This is a genomic window from Rickettsia honei RB (assembly GCF_000263055.1).
GTDB classification, from domain to species: domain Bacteria; phylum Pseudomonadota; class Alphaproteobacteria; order Rickettsiales; family Rickettsiaceae; genus Rickettsia; species Rickettsia rickettsii.
Genome location: NZ_AJTT01000001.1, coordinates 269753 through 294667, shown reverse-complemented (window position 1 = coordinate 294667; position 24915 = coordinate 269753). Strand labels below are relative to the sequence as shown.

The window sequence follows — 24915 nt, the reverse complement described above, 5'->3', positions numbered from 1 at the left end:
TTTTATTTTATTAAGTTATCTTCTACAAACTTCCAGTTAATCATATGCTTAATAAATATGTCAACATAATCAGGTCGTTTGTTACGATAATCAAGATAATAAGCATGTTCCCATACATCACATGCAAGAAGCGGCTTCATACCGTGTGCTATAGGTGTACCGGCATTAGCGGTTTTTATAATTTGTAACCTATGATCGTGATATACAAGCCATGCCCAGCCGCTACCGAATTGCCCTACTGCCTCTTGCTTAAACTGTTCGCAAAACTCTTCAAAACTACCGAAATCTTTATTAATTTGTTCTAATATTTTACCGCTTGGCTTACCTCCGCCCTGCGGCTTTATTGAATGCCAAAAAAAGGTATGATTCCATATTTGGGCTGCGTTATTAAAAATAGCCGCATTTGAGTTTTGTGATGACCATTCTATTATTTTTTCTAAATCTTTTTTTTGTAATTCTTCTTTATCTTTGAGTAAATTGTTTAGATTTTGTACATAAGTATTATGATGCTTACCATGATGATAATCAAAAGTCTCGAGAGTAAAATGTGGTTTAAAACTTTCTTTCTCATAAGGTAAATCAGGTAAGATAAAAGGATATGAGGTTTGATTAGATTTGTTGCAATAGGTCATGTTATTTTCTCCTATGTTGGTTTTTATATATTTATAGCGAGAATCAATACGTCATTGCGAGGAAAAATTGAAAATTTTGACGAAGCAATCTCAGGAGTCCTACTTTATGAGATTGCCACGCTCCTTGCAATTGCTTGCAATGACGATTTAGTATCCACGCAGGCATGACATCATAGTAACTTATAAAAATCGGAAGCTAAATAAAGCGATCCGGTTATTATAATATTTGCTTTATTATCGCCGTTTATCTTCTTTATATCACTAATCGCTTCTTTGAGTGAGTTGCTTTCGCTAAAATCAATACCACTCTTTCTGCCTTCCAAATTTATTGTTTCTGCACTATGGCTTAGCGGTTCGGATAAAACTTTAACGCCGTAACCTTTAATTGTCAAATCCTTAAAGTAAGAGCAAAATTCTTCAATATTCCTATTTTTAGTCATACCGAGTATTAAATATATCGATGATTTTAAATTATCACGCATCCAATTTGCCAAAACTTGAGCTCCGCTATTATTGTGAGCTACATCTATCCAAATTTGAACATTATCACCTATTAATTTAGAATATTTTTTCGGTTCTATTTTTTCGATTCTAGCAGGCCAAATAGTATTTTGTAATCCTTTAGCAATAACCTCATTATTAATATTAAATTGTTTGTTAATAAGGCTTATTAAGGCAATAACGCTTGCAGCATTTATTAATTGATGATCACCGAGTAGCGAAGGAGTCGGAAACTCATAGGTAAAATTTCGTGATGAATAAATAAATCCGTTGTCCGTCTTTTTAATACCGAAATCATATTCATAACAGAAACTCGGTACTTCTAACTCTTCAGCCTTGGCAAATAATGTTTCATAAACTTCCAAAACTTGCATACTTATAACGCAAGGAACGCAAGACTTCATAATACCAGCTTTCTCAACTGCTATTAGGGGTAATGTATTACCCAGCATATGCATATGATCATATGAAATAGGTGTAATTAAAGTAATTAACGGTTGTTCTACTATATTTGTTGCGTCTAAACGACCGCCTAGTCCCGTCTCTAAAATTAATATATCGGCTTTTGTTTTCTCAAATGCTAGAAACGCTGCTGCCGTAGTACCTTCAAAGAAGCTAGGTTCAATATTAAATTTTTCGCTTGCTACCCTCACCTGCTCACAAACCTGCCATAATTCATTATCCGAGATTTTCTCACCTGCTACTACGATTCGTTCATTAAATTCTAATAAATGAGGAGATGTATAGCAATGTACCTTATAACCGGCAAGCGTAAAGATGCTTTTAAGCATAGCACTACTTGAACCTTTACCGTTTGTACCTGCTATATGTATGACGGGAGGAAGCCTTAAATGAGAGTTACCTAAGGCTCTTAAAAGTCTTGCTATATTTTCAAGATCATATTTAATGTTATTTTTCCAGGTCGGCACCGGAAAATGCGGCATTAGCATTGTTATTGATTTTTTTCATGAATGATAGAGTTATACCATATTTGTTGTCAACTTAAAGATCGATGCCATTCCTGCAAAGGTGGTGTTTTTGCATGGCTCGAAAAACCTACTCGATGTCATTCCCGCGTAAGCGGGAATCCAGGGTAAAGCGAGATAAATCAAGCTTTTAGAAAGCTTAAAAGTAGCGGATTCCCGCTTGCGCGGGGATGACATCGAAACTTTAGATCAACTGTTTTTAGGCAATACTGAAGTTCATCGAGTTTTTGGTTTTACTGCATTGATAAGTCCAATTAATAATACTGATTTAATTATTCCCGGTATTATAAAAGGTAATACGCCGCCGTAAAAGGCACCGCTTGCTCCTAAGAGTGTAGAGAGCCACATCCAGCCTAAACTCATAATAATTATATTACCGATCAAACATAAAGATATCTGATTTAACCATTGATTAGAAGTAAAAATTTTATCTTTTAAGCTAGCCATAACATATACGGCAATTACAAAACCTGCTAGATATCCTCCGGTAGGACCGAATAATATTCGTAAACCGCTTGAAAATTCTCCGAACACAGGGATTCCCATTGCTCCAAGAGTTATGAAAGATAATATTGTTAAAGGTGCGGTAGTCTTATTATATGTAAGTCCGATGAATATCACTGCAACGGTTTGCAATGAAATAAATATAGGCTTTATAGGTATTACTATTTGTGAACAAATAGTAAGTAATGCCACTCCTAAAACTATTTCTATTGCTTGCCTTGTGGTTAACGGTAGTGAGATTGAATTAAGTTGCATAAAATTACCGCATGATTTATTTTTAAGTAATTACACTAAATAGAATTATATAATGTCCTTGTCAAGAATATAAAAATGAAAATAAAAATTTATAATGATCTAGGAGTTTCAAAAGAAAGTATTAAGCATTGCGTGCATACCTTAAGACTTTATGCTCCAAAGTATAACGTAGATTATATTACTGCACAAGAAATTATAGACGAAAAGTGGGTTCAAAACACCTTATTACTTATTTTACTCGGTGGAAGAGATTTATACTATGTACAAAAATTGCAAGGCAAAGGAAATGCTAATATAAAGAATTATATTAAAAACGGTGGTAATTTTCTTGGGATATGTGCAGGCAGTTACTACAGCGGTAACTATGTAGAATTCGCTAAAGGAACAAATATAGAGGTTATAAGTAAAAGAGAATTAAAGATTTTCAATGGAACGGTTAGAGGACCATTGCTTGCTCCTTATTATTACAACTCACATAAAGGAGCAAGAGCCGCTTATCTAAAAATAAATCCAACACTTAATTTAAATATTAAGGATTGTTATGCTTTTTATAATGGCGGTGGATATTTTATTGATGCAGAAAATACCAAAGATACTGAAATAATAGCAAGTTATGAGGATGCTCAGGCTGCAATAATAAAATGTACTTACGGCGACGGGACAGCTATTTTAAGTGGAGTGCATCTTGAATATGAGCCTGCACTCATAAAAAATCAATCTCTTAATAATATTCATAAAATACTAAAAGCTCATGATACGGAAAGAATCAAATTATTAAATTATATATTAGACTTCTTCGGAAACGCGCTTATAGAGAGGAATTTGTAGGAAACACGCAGCACAACAGAACCGCAGCGTACCGTAGAAGTACGTGAGAGGATGCGAGCAGCGAATTGACGCACAAATTACCCTAGAAGTAGAGTTTCCGAAGAAGTCTATTCAAAAATCTAAATCTGTATAATAGTTTGGAGGGGTAAAGCCAGGGATTCTATCTTGTAGTAATAACCTAAAAGCCGGTCTTGATTTAATTAGTGAATACCAATGTTTGATAAGCGTCCATTTATCCCAATAAATCTCACCGAAATAATCGAGTACCGATAAGTGACAACTTGCGGCAATATCGGCAATAGTTAGTGAATCCGATACAAGATAACTTCTTTTTTCTAGTAAAGAAGTTATATATTCTAAGTGATAATTTAAATTATTTTTTGCAACACGTAAAAACTCGGTTCGTGGGCTGCTCATTTTAGCAATTGATCTTATAACTTTTTCATCGATAATAATCTTAGTAACTTCACGATAAAATTTATCGTTAAACCAAAAGAATAATCGTCTAATTTCGCAACAAATATCAATATTTTCATCTAAAAAATTAAAATTCGGATATTTGCTATTAAGATATTCAACAAAAGGATAAATACCTACCACAAATAAGCCGTATGATTCTGCTAAAATAGGTAAAGTTCCGGCAGGATTTATTTTTAAGAAATCTTTATTGAATTGCCAATAATCTTCTTTAATCGTAGTAAATTCTATATCTAATTCTTTTAAGAAGACACGGGCTTGTCTTGAAAGAGGACAAATAGGATTATGATATAACTTTTTCATTAAATTGTGTTACAGTCCTAGTCATTCCGCGACTTGATCGCAGGATCTATCAATATTTGTTAAGCTATTTTCTAAGCTCCCGCGATCAAGTCGCGGGATGACAATAGGTCTATAAGCCGGATTCTGTATGAATATAAATTCATTGCAGTTATTTATCTAGGATAAACGTTACCGTTTACCTCAAGCGATCTACCCGCATTACAAGCCGGCTAGAGATAACCCGGGAACTTGATAAGTTCTGTGTAACGCCTATTTGATCTTGCTCTTGGTGGGGTTTACCATGCGTAATTTGTTACCAACTTACCGGTACGCTCTTACCGTACCTTTTCACCCTTACCAAAAATACTCGATCAACTGCAAAAATTGGCTGCGTCATTTCGCAAGTACTACGGTACTCACGTATTAAGTATACGCGCTGTTCCTTGCCTTGTGAACTCCTAGCTCTTTTTGAAGTTGATCTTCGTATTCATACTTGGCGGTGTATTTTCTGTGGTACTGTCCCTAAAGTAATAATACTCTGCCGGAGGTTAACCGGCACCATACCTCTATAGAGTCCGGACTTTCCTCGTGATCTATAGTTTTGCTATATTATCACGCAACTGCACGACCATTTAGAATTATGGTCAATTTTCTTAAATTAGTCAATAACATTTAGAATAAGTTCAATTAACTTATTAGGTTCTGTGAAGGTTTCTAATTGATTTGCTATTTTGAGATATTTTTTAGCGAAAATTAATAAGATTTTTTTTGAAAATTTGACTTTTGTACACAGAATATAATTAAATTTATAAGTATAATAACAAATTTAAAATTTCAACTATTTTATTAAAGATATTCTTAATTTAACGTTGCTACTATTTTTTTCATACTGTATAAATATGTATTTAATGCTCCTAAACACATAAATTGTTAGCAAATTTTGATATATGATATGAAAAAATTAATTTATTATTTTGGCAGTAATGGTAGTGATGGAAACGCTAGCATGAAAAATATACTTGGTAACAAAGGTGCTGGTCTTGCCGAAATGTCCAACCTAAAACTACCTATTCCTGATGGTTTTACAATAACTACAGAGCTATGTAATTATTTTTATACCCACAATAATAACTTTCCTAAAAACTTTCAAAGCGACTTAAAAAAAGCTATCACTGAACTTGAAATAATTACCGGTAAAATTTTCGGCAGTACAAGCAATCCTTTATTGTTATCGGTGCGTTCGGGCTCTACGGTTTCAATGCCTGGAATGATGGATACTATCCTTAATCTTGGAATGAATAACGAAGTGTGTAATGCTCTTGCGGATTCCTGCGGTGATAAACGATTTGCTCTTGATAGTTACAAAAGATTTTTAGAAATGTACGGTTCAACGGTATTATCTATACCTAGTGATCTATTTGAACAAATTTACGAAAAGCACAAGATGCAAGCCGATATTCATAAAGATAGCGATATTACCGTAGAATTATTAGAAAAAATTATTGATGATTTCAAACGGTTGCATATTAAGTATACTAAGCAACTAATTAATGATCCTTATGAACAGTTAGAATCGGCAATTAAAGCGGTGCTACATTCTTGGATGAGTAATAGAGCGGTTATATATAGAAAAATCAATAATATTTCGGAGGATTTCGGTACGGCTATTAATATCCAAGCAATGGTTTTCGGTAATTTAGGTAAAACTTCAGCTACGGGAGTTGCTTTTACTAGATCACCTTCTACAGGAGAAAAAAAGCTCTTTGGAGAGTTTTTAATAAATGCTCAAGGTGAAGACATAGTATCGGGCACTAGAACACCTATGCCTATTATTGCAAATGATTCAAATTCTATGCAAGCAATGATGCCGGGAGTGTTTAAGGAGTTATCACAAATTGCACAAAAGCTTGAAGAACATTACTTAGATATGCAGGATATAGAATTCACTATAGAAAATAATAAGCTATATATTTTGCAAACACGTACTGCAAAAAGAACAGCCATCGCTGCTATTAATATTGCTGTACAAATGGTAGAAGAAAAGCTTATTTCTAAAGAACAAGCTTTAATGCGAATCGATCCAGAATCATTCAATCAATTATTACATACAAGAATTGATTACAGTAAGGGGCTTACTTCTATTGCTGAGGGGCTACCTGCTTCTCCTGGGGCTGCAACAGGTATTGCAGTATTCTCACCTTATGATGCCGAAAAATTATCTCATCATCATAAAGTAATTTTAGTACGCCATGATACTAGTCCTGAGGATATTAACGGAATGCATGTTTCTTCAGGTATTTTAACTATTAGAGGGGGAATGACTTCACATGCTGCAGTTGTGGCAAGAGGTATGGGGAAGCCTTGTGTTTGTGGTACAAGTAATTTATCTATAGATGAGAAAAAGCAAATATTAACAGCAGGCGACATAGTTATTAAACAAGGTGATATTATAACGATTGATGGAGGTAGCGGTAAAATCTTCTTAGGTGAAATGCCGTTAATTCAACCTACTTTCAGTGAGGAATCAAAATTAATTTTAGATTGGGCAGACGAGATTAGTAGCTTAAAAGTTCGTGCAAATGCTGAAACAGTTAACGATGCTTTAGTATCTGTAAAGTTTGGAGCTCAAGGTATAGGTTTATGTCGTAGCGAACATATGTTTTTTGATAAAAATAAAATTCCTTTAGTAAGAGACATGATTATTGCTCCTGATATAGAACGGAGAAAGCTTGCCGTGCAGAAATTATTACCTCTGCAAACTGAGGATTTTAAAGCTTTATTCAGAGTAATGAAAGATAAACCGGTAAATATTAGATTACTTGATCCGCCGTTACATGAGTTTTTACCTACCACCGAAGAAGATAAAAAGAATTTGGCCAATAGCTTAAATCTACCTTTATCCATGATTAATCAACGTCTTCATGCTATGCATGAAGTAAATCCTATGCTCGGTCACCGTGGATGTAGACTTGGTATATGTTCGCCGGAAATTTACCAAATGCAAATTGAAGCAATTTTTACAGCTATTTTTGAGCTACATAAGAAAGAACATATAGAATGTAACTTAGAATTAATGATCCCTTTAATTAGCAATGTAGGTGAAATAAAAAAGCTTAAAATGGATATTTATGCGGTAATAGAGGAATTAGAGCAACGTTATAGATATAAGTTTTCTTTTACGCTCGGTACTATGATAGAACTACCCAGGGCAGCACTCGGCAGTAAGAAAATAGCTAAGGAAGTTGACTATTTTAGTTTTGGTACTAATGATTTAACTCAGACTACATATGGAATTTCTAGAGATGATATTGCCTCTTTTCTTCCATATTATTTAGAAGAAAAGATTTTTGAATCCGATCCATTTACTACTCTCGATGAAGAAGGAGTAGGAGAATTAATTGAAATTGCTATAAAACGCGGAAAAAGCAGTAATGCTAATTTGAAACTTGGAGCTTGCGGAGAACATGCAGGGAACCCTGCCTCTATAGAATTTTTTCATAGAATGAATTTAAACTATGTTTCTTGTTCTCCATACCGTATCCCTATAGCAAGAATCGCCGCAGCACAAGCTAAAATTAAACACGGGTGATAAAGGCGTTGTTGCGAGCGGGTATTGGATACCTATAATACCGGACATTTTCGTTCTATATCATTTCCGCGTGGCCTTGTTGCGTGAATCAATTTCACCTCTGTCATCCCGTGGCTTGACCACGGGATCCAGTTAAAAATACTAAAATTATTAGTATTTTTTATTGTTTTTTGGACCCTGTGGTTAAGTCACGGGGTGACACAGTGGGTTTTACCGGTTCACGCAATGACCAAAAAATTATTTACAAATTAATATGATCATAATACCAATATTAAGCATTTTTGGGTTTTCATCTTTTTTTGCCAAATATTTCAAAACAAAATTGACTTTTGCTATTCCCATAACAATCAGCATATTAGTACCGATTTTATATTGTTTTGCTATGTTAAAGATATTACCGGCTGCAACATATATATATTATTTCATCGGTATATTTTTAGCTTTCATGTCATTCCTGCATTTTATAGGCGTTGTTGTAGGGGGTGGTTCCGCTCCTGTCATACCGCGACTTGATCGCGGGATCCAGTTAAAAATGTTTAGTATTTTTAAGTTATATTTTTGGATACCGTGGTCAAACCACGGTATGAAACCGCACGCATTTCTTGATCTACGCAAGAATACCTCCTTCATGTCATTTCTGTGGAAGCAGGAATCTAGAAAAAATATAATTGAAATCATTGTATTTACTTTATTGATTCTTTTGTTTTTTCTTTATACCAGAGATGCATCGCTGCATTCTTATGATGATTTCTCACATTGGGGAATATTTACTAAAGAATTGTTATATTTCGGTGTTTTTGAAAATCAGTCTTCGTTAACTTCCATTATTACTACTCATGCCCATTATCCAAGAGGAGCTGCCGTTTATCATTATTTTATGCTGCTACTTTCAGGTTATTCGGACGGTAACGTATTATTTGCTCATTTCTTATTACATTTAGCATTTCTAGCTCCTTTAGCCGCAAATAAGAAATTGTGGCAAACCGGAATGTTGTTTTCACTTTTACTTTGCGGCGTAGTATTATATACGACCGGAATTCGTTCAATATATAACGATAGTACTATTGGTTTAATGTTCGGAGCTATTTTTGCAATTTATATCCTTGCGGAAGACAAGAAAAAAGCATTATTGCTTATTTTACCTATTACGATATTACTTGCCTCTTTCCGAGAAATTGGAACATGGCTTGCTAGTTTTGCTTCGATAATTCTTATAGTTCATTATACAATTTTTTATAAAAAGCCTAAAAAATCAAGTGATTATATTACGTATCTGATTTTACTTACTTTACCTATTGTGTGTAATTTTATTTGGATGAGTTATTTTAAAAACACCCATGATTTTTTTGACAGATGCGAACATAGTTTTAGCAATTTAGTATATATTGCTGAAAATTTTAATGAACAGCATAGATCATTATTACTAAATTACGGTAAATTTCTCTTGTTATTCTTATTAAAAGAAGGAAGTTTAGTTGTATATACTATTTGTATAGCTGCATGGTACGGAATTCATAAATATAAACCGGATGTGCTGAAAGAATATAAATTTTTCCTGATAAGTACGTTTGCGTGTTTTATAATTTTTGCTTTGTGGCGGTTATATTTATATTTCTTTAACTTTAGTTATGAAGAGGCAATTAGAGGGGCATCGTTACTTAGATATCTTGGATGTTATGTTATAGCTATTGGAATGATTGCAGCTTCGTATGTTAAAAATAGTATTTTCTTACACAAGCAAAGTAATAAAGAATTATTTATATTCCTTCTGCTTCTTGCTGTTTCTACGTTTTCCGTAGTAAAAAATATACTAAGAATCAAACACTTAAACTTAGAACAAAAGAATTTTATCAAGCAAACAACAGAAGTTAAAAAGCTATTGGAGCAAGGCAATAAAATTGAATTTAACTTTAGCGGTAAGAAAGATAATTTACAATGTTATATATTAAATTATAATCTAGTACCGTATTTAGGTAAGAAATCCTTACAAGAATGCATAAAAGCTCCTAAAGAAGCGATTATAGAAACAAAGGAAGAAGCGGTATACGCTCCTTTTAAATAGCGTTGAGGATTTGTTGCACAGCTCCTATGTCATTCCTGTGTGGCCTTGTTGTGTAGATATTACCCCATCATTGTGAGCAGTTGTAGTACTTGCGTGGCAATCTCATAAAATAATAACAGACTTCTGAGATTGCTTCATCAATTGCTATGCAATTTCCGTAGCTCAGATGGGAAAGCTGATTCACGCAACAATATCACCCGAGAATAACATAAAACCAATATAGATTTTAACAATTATGGATATAAAATATAATTTAGCTGCCGCTTACCGAATAATGGCGTATTTATCGCTGGATGATCATACTTATACGCATCTATCCGCAAGACCTAAAAATGCCGTTTTTTACTATATTTATCCTTTTGGACTCAGATTTGAAGAAGTAACTACAGAGAATCTTTTAAAAGTTAGTTTAGACGGACAAATTTTAGAAGGAGAAGAATATCAATATAATAAAACCGGTTACTTTATTCATGGTAGTATTTATAAAACACGCCCTGATATTTCTGCTATTTTTCATTATCATACTCCTGCAGCTATTGCCGTTTCTGCTTTAAAATGCGGGCTTTTACCGATCAGTCAATGGGCATTACATTTTTACGACAGAATATCATATCATAATTATAATTCTCTAGTACTAGATGCCGACAAACAGAGTAGTAGACTTGTTACTGACCTTAAACAGAATTATGTGATGTTACTTCGTAATCACGGTGCTATTACCTGTGGAAAAACTATTCATGAAGCTATGTTTTATACTTACCATTTAGAACAAGCTTGTAAAACGCAATGCCTACTAAATTCTACAAAAGAACAAGAGCTTATAATCCCTTCCGTAGAAATATGTAAGCAGACGGTAAAAGATTTATTATCGTTTGAAGAAGATTTAGGCAAACGTGACTGGGCAGCTTGGCTACGACTTGTGAAGATGTGATCACAATACTACGACCCCAGCGGCTTTACTTGCTTGTTTTAAGGATTTATCAAGTGTTGCTATTGGTAACCCACAGCTAGCATCATAAAGTGTTAATCCATATTGTACGGCTAAATCCATTGTCTCAAACCATATATGTTCCAATGTTATTTGATCAATTTTGATATAAAGATCCTTTAAATAAAGTATAAATTGCTTGGTGACGTTGATTTGCAGTAAGACGTTTTGCACGCTCTGCACATAATAATACATTTCCAATCTCAAGCCCCCAAATAGCAGGGACAATTGCTCCTTCTGTTATGGTTTTATCTAGTATATCCAAGCTTGCTACTTCATCAGGCATAAGCCATGATAAAGCAATTGAAGAATCTAAAACAAAAGAGACCATTTTTTACTTTATTTTAAATTTAAATGTCAAAAACTTTAATAGACATCTTTCCAAACACTTATAGAGAGGAATTTAAAGGAGACACGAAAGCACTTGTCACCGCAGCGTACAAACTAGTACGTGAGGATACGAGTCTAGGCTTGATGTATAAAATTACCTCTAGAATAGAAGCGAAGTTTGAGAAAATGTCTAATGCCTACAACCGCTACCGTGAATATGTGGAGGATGGAGTTTTATATGCTTTAGCATCTTTTTAATTAGTGTATCACGCTTAAGTTTTGATAAATAATCTAAGAAAGTTTTGCCGTTTAAATAATCTATTTCATGCTGAATTACAGTTGCTAAAAAGCCTTCTGCTGCTAGTTCTTGCTTATTACCGTTATAATCAAGATATTTTACCTTGATTGCTTTTGATCGTGTAATAGATGCTTCAATGCCTGGAAACGATAAAGAACCCTCAATAAAAGTTTGTTTTTCTTCTGAAAAATAAGTTATGTCCGGATTAATAAAAACTATAGGCGATGATTTATTATTTTCATGTAGGTCAACTACCGCTATACGCTTTAATATTCCTACCATATTAGCACCCAAGCCCACTGCCCTTTCTATATGTAAATTCTGAAGCATTTTATCGATAATAGTACGAATATTATCATCAACAATGTCTATATATTCTGCTTGTTTTTTAAAAATATCGTTTGGTGCATAAACTATTTGATAGTAAGGTTTATCTTGATTCATTAATATACTCCGATAAATGAAGAGTTATTTTGGCATTGCTAAATAAAGATAGATATCGTTATTGCGAGCGAGCATTGTTGCGTAGACCGGTTTTCCCGTCATTACAAGGAAATTACACAGTAATTGACAAAGCAACCCAGTAAAAAATTCTAATTTACAGAATTTTTTAATTATTTTCTAGATTGCCACGCAGCCTACTGCTGCTCACAATGATGACTCAGTGTCCATGCAACAACGCCTCCTTGCAATGGTGTAGCTTTTTCAAACCATCAATATTTATTTAGCAATGCCATTATTTCATTACGATAGCTGATAATATATTCTGATTATAAGGTTCTTGCAAATGATATGAGCGTCTTTTACTTGGATATTTTAACGGATTTGTGTAAGTATCTTCAGCAATATTTTTTATATCTTTGACGCCTGCTTCTTTAAGTTTTAACTCTACAAAAGCCGGTAAATCAAACATATAATGATTTTCTTTTATAGAGTTTATAAAAAACTGTTTATTGTTAATATCCTTACTTAAGAAAGCTTTATAATATTCATCATCAACTTCATATGAACTTTGAGCTATAGCAGGACCTATCACTGCTATTAAATTCTTTGCTCCTTTTTCTGTTATTTTAGTAACTATATTACTAATAATATTATTTATACTTCCTTTCCAACCTGCATGTGCCGCTCCGATTATTTTACCGTCGCCGCTTGCAAGTAATACCGGTACACAATCTGCTGATTGTACCGCTAATACTAAATTTTTCTTAGTTGTAATGCTGCCATCTGCTTCAGGTACGGCAATTATGGACTCATCAGCATTAACAATTTGATTGCCATGTACTTGGTTTAAAATTAAAATATCTTGTGCTTTAAAATAAGTAGTAATAGATTTTTTGTTTTCAACTATTTCTGTTTCATTTATAGAGTTATTTTTTTTTATATATCTATGACTAGAATTATTGAATGTTTTATCAAAAATTTTATAATAAACTGATCCGTTTATTAATCCTTCCATGAAAATATCCCATATTAATTATAATAGTTTTATTAATACTTTATCCGGTCGTTTACAAAAAAATAAACAGCTAGAAAAAATAATAGCACAATTTCATCAAGACTATAACCTAATCCCTATTATTGGCGTAGAAATAGAGTTTTATTTAAGTCACAATATTGATATAGCTAAATTTGAAATACTTTCAAGAAAATACTTAGCTAGATTTAAAATTGCTAAAATAAAAAAAGAAAAAGGCAATAACCAATTTGAAATAGATCTTCCCCCTTCTGTAAACTTAATACAATATATAAAAAATATATTAGAGGTTAAAACTATTTTAAAAAAAATGGCACAGCAGTTAAACGGTTATATAGATTTTTCGCCTAAGCCGTTTTTGGATGATTATGGTAATAGTATGCATTTTCATATTAATTTTAATTCCGAGTTCAATGATTATTATATAATTTTAGCAGCACAAGGGCTATGTCACTATATGTTAGACACCCTACTCGCTTTTATGCCTACTACTCTAGATTATTCACGGATAAATAAAAAATTTATGGCTCCTACGCATATATCGTACGGTGGAAATAATAGAAGCGTAGCCGTACGAACTCCAAATGCTTTTCCCAAACGTTTAGAACATCGCTTATCTTCCCCCGAAACCGATCCATATATAGCAATTTTTACTATTTTAAAGTCAATATTGTTGGCTTTAAAATCTCCAAGTTCGCTCCAAACAATAGAAAAAATTTACGGGAATGCTTTCGATCCACAATATAATTTAACTCCATTACCGACATCATCTCAGGCGAGCTTTATGTTATTTAAACCGGATTTTTTTAAATAATTTGTATTTTGTTCACAAAACCTAAAAACTAAACAATAATTGTTTTTACAACTAAAATAAAGATTGATATAAAATATTAAATATAAAACTGCCGAAATTGTTTCAATTAAGTATTTTATTTTTCTGATGAATTGCTTTAAGCTGCACTTCACTCTATATTTTCATAATTTTTCATTAGATAATTAAATTCCGCACCATAGATAAATATCATATTTATAATATAGAAGAATATTAATGTAACTATTATACTACCAAGTGAACCATACATTAGATTTAATTGATTATAGTAGACTATATAAGTTGAAAGCAAATAGCCGCTTATTATCCATAATATCACAGTTAATAAAGCCCCTGGAAATACATCAATAAAATTTAGTTTTACATTAGGTAATATATAATACAAAGATGAGGCACCTAAAAATAATAAAATTAAAATTAAAAAATATCTTATAAAATTTAAAATGATCTTATATTTTTCAATGGTCTCTAATATTATCGGAATTTTTGTAAATAATATTGGAATCACCACTAAAAGAAACATAGTAAAGGTAATCAATGCACTAATTATAAGAAACTGTATAATACTAAGTAATCTTCTTCTTATATAAGGGGGTGGAGATTTTATTTGATATACACGATTTAAAATAGTCCTTAAACATTCTACAAAAGAAGAAGCAGTCCAAATACTGCCTACTATGGCAAGATTCATTAAACTTTGAGGAGGAGCACTTAGTAATTCGCGTATTCTTTTTTCTATTGATTCCGTTGCTTGTTCCGGAAGACTCTCTAGAAAAATTTGTATAAAATTTTGACCAAGTTCTGAAGCTCCTAAAAAGCTTGTTAAAGCTAATAAGAATACTAGGAAAGGGAAAATAGATAAAAGTATCATGAATGACATATATCCCGAATGTTCAACGCCATCATCTTCTATTGTTCTAAATAAGGCTACGTAAAGACAATTAAAAATTTTTCTCATTATAAAAGCTAAGTTGTTATTATTAATTTTATATTTAATCTTAAATAAGTTCGCTGTAAATAATTAATTTATAATTAAAATGAAACTATACTTTATCCTTGATTTGAAATATTAATATAGAAATGAAATTTTCCTTTCATTAATTTTATATTTTTCTATAATGCACCAAAATTTTATTTTTTATAAATTGTTAATTTATGCTTCAGTAAATAAGTTTTTAAAACATAAGGTATTCATATTTTAAAAATAATTTTAAAGTTCTTATGATATTTTTATTTGATAAGAAATAATTTTATTCTTTAATAATTATTTACCAAATGATTACAAAAAACTTAAAAAATGTTATTTTATAGTTGCTTATAATATTAATTTATGGTATTATTTCTACCTACACTTGGATAAGTTTAACGGTATTAAATTATTAATAACCACATGTTTTATAATAATATAGGATAATATCATTTTTGTTCAAAGAAAATTTTTAAATATAGATATAATTAGTAACCAAGGAGAGGATAATGGGTAGAAAAAACGATATTATACAAAAAATCGATAGTTTTATCGGCAAGAAAATTTATTCTTTAAGACTCGCTAAGGGGTTGTCTCGTCAACAACTGGCTGAAGTAATTGATGTTACGCATCAACAATTACAAAAATACGAAAAAGCAATTAATAGAATTTCTGTAGGAAGGCTAGTACTAATCGCAGAAGCTTTAGATAGGAATATTGATTATTTCTTTGAAGGTTTAGAAGAAGCTAATAAACCGCAGCCCGTACATACTCAACATCAACGTATGTGCATTGAAGTTTCAAGAAATTTTATGAAAATTAATAGCACGGAAGAACAACAAGCCGTTAATAATTTAGTAAAATGTTTAGCTGGAAAGAAAAACTAAAAACTAATGCATAACGGCAAGCTGCCATTCTGATTACGTTGTGATATAATTTATGTCATCCCCGCAGAAGCGGACATAACATTGCTTGCCTTGATAATATACAGAATACAAATCTTGATCAGCGTTGTGGAGGGGAGGACGCTCTTTTAATAGGTGTTGATTTATTTAAATTTTCCGACTGAATGATATCTCTTGCATTCATTAATGCTCCCATAATTTTTATATTCCCTTTGATATTAACTCTATCTCTTCCTACTACCATTTTAGCTTTTTCAATATCTGGATTATCTTTACTTATAGGTTTTAATTTAGACTTTCCTGATACTACCCTTACATCTTCCGTTTTAACACTAGGGTTTTCAATTGCTTCTGCTCGTTTTTGTTCTTGTAATAACTTATCTATAGTTTGTAAACGTACCTCTTTAGATAAAGTTTTATCATCAATTAAATTAGCTTTAATGAAACTTTGCTGTTCTTCAGTAGAAGATTTAGTACCAAATGCCTTTACCAGCTCATCTACTTTTTTTATTGATTCCTCTTTTGTTTCTTCAAGAGTTTTAAGGTTACCATTTGGAGAAAGCATAGCACGAAAATTATTGACTTTCTCAACTGCAAGCTTAGAGATATTATTTAATATACTAGAAGTTTCTTGTACAATTCTTTCTTCTGCCGACACTACCGGTTCTTTAGATTTTTCTAATGCTTCTATAACAGGATTAACAGCGTTAATTACTTCTCGAGCTCTGTTATATATATCATCGTGAGGCTTGTGTTCTTCTATATTCTGTCCTTTTAACCCTTCAGTTAAATTTTGAGTGTCTCTATCTAAAGCTGCCTCACTCGCTGCATCTTTAGCTTTTTTAAGTGCCTCTTTCTCAGAGTCATTAATATTACTATTATCGATCCCGCTAGAAACTGCCTTAGTTATTTCAGGACCTCCTTTGCCTTCATAAATACCGTCTACTAACCCTTTAGTCATTAGCTCTCTATCAGGTAAATTGGTCTGACTTTCTGCAATACCTTTTTCCGCTGATGCCATAATAAGTGCTTTATTAGGTAAGGATAAAGAGTTATCACTATGAGTAGCTATAGTCTCGCCTACCCCTTTAACAATCGCTGCTTTGTCTTGAGCTTCAAGCGAGCTTCCTGCAACTATGTTAGTAATTTCTTGAATGATTTCGCCTTTGACTTCTGCTGTAGCCGGACCATCTAAAACATTAGACGTAATGGCTTGTATGTTTGTTGTTTTTAATTCAGTATTACTTAGAGGATCAAACAAAATATTATTGACTTTTTTTATTGTATCTTTTTTAGTTTGTTCTGCCGTAATCTTATCTAAATTCTGCTGAATCAATTGTTGTTGTGCCGGACTGAGAACTTGGGCTTCTACACCTTTCTTTAATACAGAACCTAATAATTTTTGTTTTTCCGCATTGCTTAATTCAGAGACATTAACCTTATCACCTACTGTTATAAGCATTGTCCATTTATCTTCAGTAGAAAGGTTACTTTTTATTACAACATCCTTAATACCGTCAATTGCTGCAGCTCTACTTGCATCATCTTTAAGACTTAAACCGACACCTACTGCCTTTTCTAACATCTGCTGTTTTTGCTTCGGCTCAAGATTCTCTGAATTTAAAACGATAGCTACTGTAGCTTCAAGCATTTTTGATTTTTCTAGGTCTGGGGTATTCTGATCATTTTTTATGGTTTCTAATACTGCATTGACTCCAGTTACTTTTGCATCCGGTTTGAGGTTTTTATTATTGACCGTATTTTCAGCTAAAGCAATGATATTAGCCTGCTTTTCAGCAATATCACTTTTCTCATTATTAAGAATTGCCGTGGCTGCTTCTTTAATTAAATCAATTTGTTTATTGCTATCAATTTCTTTTGCTAAACCTGTATTTACATAATTTAATAAATCTTGCATGTTGCCTGATAAAGCCGTAGCTGCATTAAGAAGATTTGGATTCACTTGTTGCGACTGTGGCATTTGTGAAGTCTCAGGTTGCAGTGGTTGGTTAGTAGGAGTAATTGGCGGTACTTGTTGTTTATACTGAGGTGGTTCAACCGATGAACTTGTTGTTTGCTGTGGAGTTATTAGTGGTTTTTCCTTACTTTGTCCTTGTCCTATTATAATATCTTCAGCTTGTGATAAATCAACGCTCTGCCCTTGGTTTAGTTCTACCTCCTTCATCATTTCTTTATATTTACCGCGTGTTACCGCAAGTGTATAAATTTCTCCACCATGCTCTATATAAGCTATTGCGTCATCTCCGGTTCCGGCAAATTTTAAAGGTTTTGGTGAGCTTATTTCTTTAAGTTGAGGTTTACCGTTTGGTCCTTCTTCGTAGTGGGCAGTGAAATATACGGCTTTATCTTTGGAGGGCTTTGTGCCATCAGCTTTTAATGCTACCATCGATAAATGCATTGACCCATCGGCTTTATCAAGTTTTATAGGAAAATCTATTTCCCTATATGAGCTGATCTGAACCTGAGTACCGTCTTGTTTAGCTAAAGTAAAAGGCTTAGTTTTAACAGTTGTTTCATTTAAGGTACAGAGTTCATCACCTGCATCATTTTTAACTACTGTTGCTCTAAGATCGCTTGCACTTATGTGATTTTCCCACTGTACCGGTTTAAATCCACCAGGGTATCCACTAGCGGCGCTAAATGTATTATGCACATTTTTATAGCCGGCTATTTCTATTGATTCTAATTTCTTTTTAAGCTCAGGATTTTCTAAAGCCTTATCAATAAATTCTCTATTAGCCGGATTACCGAAAAAAGTACTTAATGTTTTATCTTTTTCTTTTTCTTCTTCTATTTCTTTTCTTTTTTGTTCAGCTAAATCACGGTCTGTAAGGGCTGCCAGGTCTTTTAATATTTGTTCTATTAAATTATCTTTTTGCGGTTGTATAATTGTTTCTCTTACAGCCTTGGTTATTGGGTCTGATGTCTGACTGTCAGGAGAGATATTGCCCGATAAAGCACTCATTGAAGGGGTAGATTGAGCAGAAGATGCAGAAGTAACGATAAAACCATCGTCAGCTTCTAGTTCTGGGGTTGTAGTTTGAGATAAAAATTCTTTTTGCTCTTGTTCTAATGTTTGCTTTTGTTCTTCTGTATATTCCTTATTTGCTAAAGGATCAAATTCACTTGTATCTAGGTTACCGTCTTTACTCATAAAACCTCTTATTTAACCAAAAATTAATTAGCATAAACTGTAAGTGATGCGTAGTCAAGCCGATGTTGTTACATTGATCTTTACCCTCTATGTCATTCCCGCGTAGGCGGGTATCCAGTCACTAAAAAGTCTAAGCACACTAGATTTTTAAATTAAAAGCTCGATTTATTTCGCTTTTTTCTGGATTCCCGCCTACGCGGGAATGACATAACATATCCTTTTTTCACAGTTTGAGTTATACTGTCAATTAAAGATAGTATATAGAGATTTTAGTAATATCAAGAAAAAACTAATATTATTGAGAAAATTTAATAGAATTTTTATATTCTTTATTGAGTGCTTTAGTTGCCCAAAGCCAGGTTAAGCAAGTAATTGTAAATATAATCATTAAACAGATGGAAATAGATTGATAATTAGCGGAAGGTAATATTATAAATACCAATGATTGTAAAAATGCACTACCAGATTTACCGAGTTTTGTACCTATCACGTCGGCAGCAGCTTTGCCTTTTATTTTTATTTCCGGATCTAAAGGAACATAGGCCATTTCTTTTGTTGAATCAAATAAGGTATATTTGCTTGATTTACTAAGCACATTTTGAATAGCACCTATTGTTATAGCAATTAAAGCAGGATCGGTTAGAACAAAATTTGCTATTATTAAGCCGGCAAATCTTTCAAAATTATTAACGGCAAAAAATAATATACCGCTAATAAAAACTATTAAAGGGGTGATAACAGCCGCCGTAAACCAGCCAAGTCTTCTAACTATATTTGAACCAAGTACGACAAATAAAATAGTAAATACTCCGGTATAGCTCAAATAACTTCCTATAAAAGCTGCATATTCGGTTGGAGTTTTATAAATTTTAGTAGCTGCTGCTTTCCAAGGACCTTCTACTAAATTAATGGCAATGCCATAGCAGATAAGCAAAGTTGCAATTAATCTAATATGTCTTGATGATAGAAGCATCTGAAAACTTTCGGCAATAGTCATAGATTTTTTCTTTGCTTTAAACCTGAGTAACGCCATATGCTCTTTGTCTAGTACTTTATGATTAAGCAACCAAAAAGTTTTAATAGCCATTATTCCTAAAATTAATACTATAGTTAGTATAATTTGTATAGAAAGTGTATGAAAAGACGATTGCAATGCAAATTTATTAGTTACGTAATCATTAATATTACTTAGATTTTCTAAAAACTGCCCTGCTAAATAAATACCTGTTTGACTAAGTAAACCGAATAACGGATAAAATCTTTTAGATTCTTCTACTGTAGTAATATTATTAACAAACTGCCAAAAAAGTAATGCGAAAACTACGTTTGGCCATAATTCGGCTATTATATAAAATAACGAAAAGCTCCATTTTGATAAAAGCACTATAAACCATTTTAAATTAGGTAAACTTGCCGTTAAATTTTGAACGGTTACAGGACTGAAATGCAGCATTTCATGATTTGGAAAAATAACGTAAGCAAAAAGAGCAAAGAATGTTAAAAATATTGATATAATAAGATAAAATATATTTTCTGCTTTCATCTTATTAACAAGCTTTACATATATAGCAGTCATTAAAAAAGCTGACGGCATCACTCCCCAAAACTTCAAAAACGAGATAATCTCGGCACCGATCATAGTAGTAACAATACTATCTTTTAAAGCTCTGATTAGATTTTGGATAAATAAAATACAGAACATTAATAAAGTAATGAATAAAAATTTAGAAACTTCATGGCGTTTTATAGGCCAGATATAATCGGTAAGCTTAGAAAAATAGCTATTGATTTTAGAGGAAGAATTTTCTATATTACTGGGGTTAATCGTCATTATTTGGTCTAACCTATCTTGCTATTGGCTAGAGTTATATATTAAAGATTGTCTAAATTTAAGTCAAGTTAAAATCAAATTAAAATGAGTAATTATTGGTTAAATATTTATAAACCAAGAGGTATAAGTTCTGCTCAACTTGTTAGCATAGTAAAAAAAATACTAGGTAAAACCAAGATAGGACATGCCGGTACTTTAGACGTAGAAGCGGAAGGAATATTACCGTTTGCCGTAGGTGAAGCTACAAAACTGATACATCTGCTAATTGATGCTAGAAAAACCTATGTTTTTACCGTAAAATTCGGAATGCAAACCAATAGCGGTGATTATGCCGGTAAAGTAATAGCAACGAAAGATAGTATCCCTTCTCAAGAAGAAGCTTATGCAGTATGTTCTAAGTTTATCGGTAACGTAACACAAATACCGCCGGCTTTTTCAGCTCTTAAAGTTAACGGTGTAAGAGCTTATAAATTGGCTAGAGAGGAAAAAAAAGTAGAATTAAAGCCACGAAATATAACTATTTATGATCTAAAATGTTTAAATTTTGATGAGAAAAATGCTACCGCTACATACTATACGGAATGCTCAAAAGGTACTTATATAAGGACTTTAGCAGAAGATTTGGCATTGTCCTTGCAAAGTTTAGGATTTGTGATAGAATTACGCCGTACTCAGGTTGGAATATTTAAAGAAGAAAATGCTATCCGAATTAAATCGCCTGACGAAATTACCAAAAATTCCCTAGAGGAAAAAAGTATAAAGATAGAAGCAATACTGGACGACATCCTGGTTCTTGATGCAACTGACAGCCAAGCACAGCAAATTAAATATGGACAGAAATGTTTATTTAATTATGAAAAAGACTTTAGACATCTTGCCAAATTTGCTTATAGAGAGGAATTTAAAGGAAATACGGAACGCAGCACCACAGCGTACACTTTAGTACGTGAGGATGCGAGTACCGGATTGACGTACAAATTACCTCTAGAAGTAGAGTTTGGCAAGATGTCTGTTGATCTTTTGTGGGTTCGCTATAAAGGCACTTTGCTTGCAATAGGTAGCTTAAACAAGAGTTGCTTTAATTCTTTACGAGTATTTAATTTAACACAAGACTTCTTTTAAAACTGGAAGTCTATATATTTAAGGAGAAATTATCGATGTCGATTACTACAGAACGTAAACAACAATTAATTAAAGAATATGCTATAACGGAAAATGATACCGGTTCAAGTGCAGTGCAATGTGCTATCTTAACTGAAAGAATCAATAATTTAACTGAGCATTTTAAATCTAACCATAAAGATCATACTTCAAGACGCGGATTATTAATTTTAGTCGGGCGCCGCCGCAGATTACTTAACTATATTAAAAAGAATAATGTTAGCAAATATTTAGATTTAATAAGTAAGCTAGGAATTAGAAAGATTAAGTAGTTGGATAATCGTCATTGCAAGCAGCAGTAGGATGCGTGGCAATCTCGTCAAATATCCTGAGATTGCTTAGTCGAATTACTTCGTAATTTTCCTCGCAATGACGTGGTAGAATACAATAAAATATAAATTATGAAATGAGATAGATAGATGTTTAACGAAATAACTAAGAGTGTTACATGGAACGGGCAAGTTCTTGAGCTTAGTACAGGTAAAATAGCAAGGCAAGCTGATGGGGCAGTTACGGTAAAAATGGGTAATTCCGTTTTATTATGTACGGCAGTAGTAGCTAACAAAGCAAAAGAGGGCATAGGTTTTCTTCCTTTAACAATTAATTATAGAGAAATGGCATATGCTGCCGGTAAGATACCAGGGGGATTTTTTAAACATGAGGGAAAAGCATCAGATAGAGAAGTTTTAGTATCTCGTTTAATAGATAGACCGATTAGACCATTATTTCATCCGGCTTTTGTGAATGAAACGCATGTAACTTGCAGTGTTCTTTCATATGATCCTGAAACTCCGGTAGATATACTTGCAATTATCGGTGCATCGGCTGCACTTAGCCTATCCCCTGCTCCTTATCTAGAAATAGTTGCGGCAAGTAAAGTAGGTTTAATCAATGGTGAATTTGTTTTAAATCCGACACTTGCATTATTAAAAACAAGTCAGCTTGATTTAGTAGTTGCAGGAACATCAGATTCAGTAATGATGGTTGAATCAGAAGCTCATTTACTTTCTGAAGAACAAATGTTAGAAGCCGTAAAATTTGGATTTGAAAGCTTTCAGCCGGTAATAAAGATAATTAAAGAACTAGCAGAAGAAGCTAAAAAACCAAAACTTGAAATGCAAGCTTTATATCCTGCTTCATTAAAGAAAGAAATTGAGAAGTTATTTGTAAAAGAAATTGAACAAGCTTTTGCAATTAAATCTAAACAAGAACGTAGCACTAATTTAGATTTAATACATGAAAAAGTTCTTACACATTTTGTAAGCGACATAGAAAATAAAAAATATAGTAATTATCAAATCGAATCAGCTTTAAAAGCTATTGAATCAGATATATTACGTAACGAGATTTTAGAAAAAAATAGACGTATCGATGGAAGAAGTACCACGGATATAAGACAAATTGCTTGTGAAATAGGTTTACTACCTTCCGCACATGGTTCAGCTCTATTTACTAGAGGTGAAACGCAAAGCTTAGTTAGTACTACATTCGGTACTAGTTTAGATGAGCAGATAGTGGACAGTTTAGAGGGTGAGTATAAAGAGCGTTTTATGCTCAATTATATCTTTCCGCCCTACTCTGTAAATGAAGCAATGCCAATGAAAGCACCTAGTCGTCGTGAAGTCGGACACGGTAAACTCGCATGGCGTGCTATTAATCCAATATTACCTAATAAAGTACAATTTCCTTATTCTATGAGAGTAGTTGCCGAAACTACGGAATCTAACGGTTCTTCTTCAATGGCAACTGTTTGCGGTAGTTCTCTTGCTTTAATGTATGCCGGCGTACCGATAAAAGCACCGGTTGCGGGTATTGCTATGGGACTTGTTAAGGAAGGTAAAAATTTTGCCGTATTATCGGATATTCTCGGCGATGAAGATTATTTCGGTGATATGGACTTTAAGGTTGCAGGAACTAGCGAAGGGATTACTGCATTACAAATGGATATCAAAATATCCGGAGTAGATTTTAAAATAATGAAAGTAGCTTTAGAGCAAGCACGACTCGGTCGTTTGCATATACTGGAGCAAATGAATAAAGTTATCAGTAAACCAAATAACGAACTAAGTAAAAATGCTCCTTCTACTACTACTATAAAAATAGATAAGGATAAAATTAGAGATATTATAGGACCGGGCGGTAAAGTAATAAAGGAAATTTGTGAAATTAGCGGTGCTAAAATAGATATCAGCGATGACGGTACGGTGTCTGTTTATGCTTCAGATAGAGATAAGCTAAAAGTTGCCTTAGATAAAATTAAAGCTATTGTCGTTGAACCTGAAATTGGTGAAATATTTAACGGTACGGTAGTGAAAGTCTTAGATTCCGGTGCTTTTATTAATTATGTAGGTAATAAAGACGGCTTTGTTCATATTAGTGAAGTATCAGGAGAAAGAATAGAAACGGTTAGCAGTGTTTTAAAACAAGGCGATATAGTAAAAGTTAAGCTAATAGGCTTTGATAATAAAGGCAAAGCAAAATTAACTATTAAAAATGCCGATAAAGATAAATCTTCAAATAATACAAAGTCAAAAACTAATGTTAATAATACTAAGGACAATTTAGAACCTGAGCAGCGACGTGATTCTAGTAAGAAACGAGCTTGGAATGAAGATAATAATGCTGAAACTGCTGAAGTAATTACAGAACGTAAGTATTTTAATTGATATGAAGCTTAATCGTCATTGCGAGGAAATTACGAAGTAATTGATGAAGCAATCTCAGGAGTTTATTATTATTTCATGAGATTGCCGTGCAGCCTACGGCTGCTCGCAAGACGGTTCGGGTATCCACAAAAATAGCTCATAATACTAATAATTTGCTGGATACCGTGGA

General features: G+C 32.9%; 19 protein-coding genes, 1 other RNA gene and 3 pseudogenes. 10 read left to right on the top strand and 13 right to left on the bottom strand.

The window, feature by feature from the left end; translation table 11 throughout:
- Positions 1-2 precede the first annotated feature (2 nt).
- The 3 genes from WSW_RS0101700 to WSW_RS0101690 form a co-directional block, all read right to left on the bottom strand.
- Positions 3-632 (bottom strand): superoxide dismutase, encoded by a 630-nt coding sequence (locus tag WSW_RS0101700; RefSeq protein WP_016916822.1) that lies wholly within the window; start codon positions 630-632, stop codon positions 3-5.
- 170 nt (positions 633-802) lie between these two features.
- Positions 803-2083, bottom strand: a complete 1281-nt coding sequence (locus WSW_RS0101695; RefSeq protein ID WP_016916821.1) for a folylpolyglutamate synthase/dihydrofolate synthase family protein — start codon at positions 2081-2083, stop codon at positions 803-805.
- A gap of 252 nt (positions 2084-2335) precedes the next feature.
- Positions 2336-2878, bottom strand: coding sequence for a biotin transporter BioY (locus WSW_RS0101690; protein WP_014120825.1), 543 nt, complete (start codon positions 2876-2878; stop codon positions 2336-2338).
- Positions 2879-2953: 75 nt separating this feature from the next.
- On the opposite strand from WSW_RS0101690, the gene WSW_RS0101685 reads away from it, so the two are divergent.
- Both WSW_RS0101685 and WSW_RS1000000113810 read left to right on the top strand, forming a co-directional pair.
- Positions 2954-3706 (top strand): BPL-N domain-containing protein, encoded by a 753-nt coding sequence (locus WSW_RS0101685; RefSeq protein ID WP_016916820.1) that lies wholly within the window; start codon positions 2954-2956, stop codon positions 3704-3706.
- A pseudogene (locus WSW_RS1000000113810) lies at positions 3661-3830 on the top strand (palindromic element RPE1 domain-containing protein); the annotation flags it as partial. The gene WSW_RS0101685 and the pseudogene WSW_RS1000000113810, both read left to right, overlap by 46 nt.
- On the opposite strand, the gene WSW_RS0101680 reads toward WSW_RS1000000113810, so the two are convergent.
- Both WSW_RS0101680 and rnpB read right to left on the bottom strand, forming a co-directional pair.
- Positions 3818-4486, bottom strand: a complete 669-nt coding sequence (locus tag WSW_RS0101680) for a glutathione S-transferase family protein (RefSeq protein ID WP_016916819.1) — start codon at positions 4484-4486, stop codon at positions 3818-3820. The pseudogene WSW_RS1000000113810 and the gene WSW_RS0101680 overlap by 13 nt on opposite strands.
- A 96-nt stretch (positions 4487-4582) precedes the next feature.
- An RNA gene (gene rnpB / locus WSW_RS1000000109855) (RNase P RNA component class A) lies at positions 4583-5101 on the bottom strand.
- Positions 5102-5417: 316 nt separating this feature from the next.
- Here rnpB and ppdK point away from each other — a divergent pair.
- Positions 5418-8054, top strand: a complete 2637-nt coding sequence (ppdK, locus tag WSW_RS0101675) for a pyruvate, phosphate dikinase (RefSeq protein WP_016916818.1) — start codon at positions 5418-5420, stop codon at positions 8052-8054.
- A gap of 237 nt (positions 8055-8291) precedes the next feature.
- On the opposite strand, the gene WSW_RS1000000113805 is transcribed toward ppdK, so the two are convergent.
- Positions 8292-8408, bottom strand: a complete 117-nt coding sequence (locus tag WSW_RS1000000113805) for a hypothetical protein (protein WP_014273508.1) — start codon at positions 8406-8408, stop codon at positions 8292-8294.
- A 28-nt stretch (positions 8409-8436) separates the two neighbouring features.
- Here WSW_RS1000000113805 and WSW_RS0101670 point away from each other — a divergent pair, with 28 nt between their 5' ends.
- Both WSW_RS0101670 and WSW_RS0101665 read left to right on the top strand, forming a co-directional pair.
- Complete coding sequence (locus tag WSW_RS0101670; protein WP_338000503.1) at positions 8437-10116, top strand: hypothetical protein; 1680 nt, start codon at positions 8437-8439, stop codon at positions 10114-10116.
- Positions 10117-10351: 235 nt separating this feature from the next.
- Positions 10352-11047, top strand: coding sequence for a class II aldolase/adducin family protein (locus tag WSW_RS0101665; RefSeq protein WP_010977301.1), 696 nt, complete (start codon positions 10352-10354; stop codon positions 11045-11047).
- Here the strand turns inward: WSW_RS0101665 and WSW_RS1000000114085 are convergent.
- The 4 genes and pseudogenes from WSW_RS1000000114085 to pgeF all read right to left on the bottom strand — a co-directional run bounded on the left by WSW_RS1000000114085 (position 11048) and on the right by pgeF (position 13191).
- Positions 11048-11435, bottom strand: a pseudogene (locus WSW_RS1000000114085) (type II toxin-antitoxin system VapC family toxin).
- A gap of 189 nt (positions 11436-11624) precedes the next feature.
- Positions 11625-12176: a peptide deformylase gene (gene def / locus WSW_RS0101655; protein ID WP_016916816.1), complete on the bottom strand. Its 552-nt coding sequence runs from the start codon at positions 12174-12176 to the stop codon at positions 11625-11627.
- Between the two features lie 108 nt (positions 12177-12284).
- Positions 12285-12367: pseudogene (locus WSW_RS1000000114080) on the bottom strand (lytic transglycosylase domain-containing protein); the annotation flags it as partial.
- A 101-nt stretch (positions 12368-12468) separates the two neighbouring features.
- Positions 12469-13191: a peptidoglycan editing factor PgeF gene (gene pgeF, locus WSW_RS0101650; protein ID WP_012150859.1), complete on the bottom strand. Its 723-nt coding sequence runs from the start codon at positions 13189-13191 to the stop codon at positions 12469-12471.
- On the opposite strand from pgeF, the gene WSW_RS0101645 reads away from it, so the two are divergent.
- Entirely contained in the window at positions 13190-14023 is an 834-nt protein-coding gene (locus tag WSW_RS0101645) for a type I glutamate--ammonia ligase (protein ID WP_016916815.1), read from the top strand. The two genes, pgeF and WSW_RS0101645, sit on opposite strands and share 2 nt — an antisense overlap.
- 148 nt (positions 14024-14171) lie before the next feature.
- Here the strand turns inward: WSW_RS0101645 and WSW_RS0101640 are convergent, their stop codons facing one another.
- On the bottom strand, positions 14172-14999 hold the full coding sequence (locus WSW_RS0101640; RefSeq protein ID WP_010977294.1) for a YihY/virulence factor BrkB family protein: 828 nt from the start codon (positions 14997-14999) through the stop codon (positions 14172-14174).
- 518 nt (positions 15000-15517) lie between these two features.
- Here WSW_RS0101640 and WSW_RS0101635 point away from each other — a divergent pair.
- Entirely contained in the window at positions 15518-15895 is a 378-nt protein-coding gene (locus tag WSW_RS0101635; protein WP_010977292.1) for a helix-turn-helix domain-containing protein, read from the top strand.
- Positions 15896-16013: 118 nt separating this feature from the next.
- Here WSW_RS0101635 and WSW_RS0101630 read toward each other — a convergent pair whose 3' ends face one another.
- Together WSW_RS0101630 and tlc4 are read right to left on the bottom strand one after the other, a co-directional pair.
- Positions 16014-19088, bottom strand: coding sequence for a Sca4 family spreading effector (locus WSW_RS0101630; RefSeq protein WP_016916814.1), 3075 nt, complete (start codon positions 19086-19088; stop codon positions 16014-16016).
- A gap of 295 nt (positions 19089-19383) precedes the next feature.
- Positions 19384-20919, bottom strand: coding sequence for an NTP/NDP exchange transporter Tlc4 (gene tlc4, locus WSW_RS0101625; protein WP_016916813.1), 1536 nt, complete (start codon positions 20917-20919; stop codon positions 19384-19386).
- A gap of 84 nt (positions 20920-21003) precedes the next feature.
- Here tlc4 and truB point away from each other — a divergent pair, with 84 nt between their 5' ends.
- From truB to pnp, 3 genes are all read left to right on the top strand, one after another.
- Positions 21004-22041 carry a tRNA pseudouridine(55) synthase TruB gene (gene truB, locus WSW_RS0101620; RefSeq protein ID WP_016916812.1) on the top strand — a complete coding sequence of 346 codons (1038 nt, stop codon included), beginning with the start codon at positions 21004-21006 and terminating at the stop codon, positions 22039-22041.
- A 35-nt stretch (positions 22042-22076) separates the two neighbouring features.
- Positions 22077-22352 carry a 30S ribosomal protein S15 gene (rpsO, locus tag WSW_RS0101615; protein WP_004995678.1) on the top strand — a complete coding sequence of 92 codons (276 nt, stop codon included), beginning with the start codon at positions 22077-22079 and terminating at the stop codon, positions 22350-22352.
- Between the two features lie 147 nt (positions 22353-22499).
- The gene (gene pnp, locus WSW_RS0101610) at positions 22500-24746 is read left to right on the top strand and encodes a polyribonucleotide nucleotidyltransferase (protein ID WP_016916811.1); all 2247 of its coding nucleotides are present in this window, start codon (positions 22500-22502) and stop codon (positions 24744-24746) included.
- Positions 24747-24915: the final 169 nt, after the last annotated feature.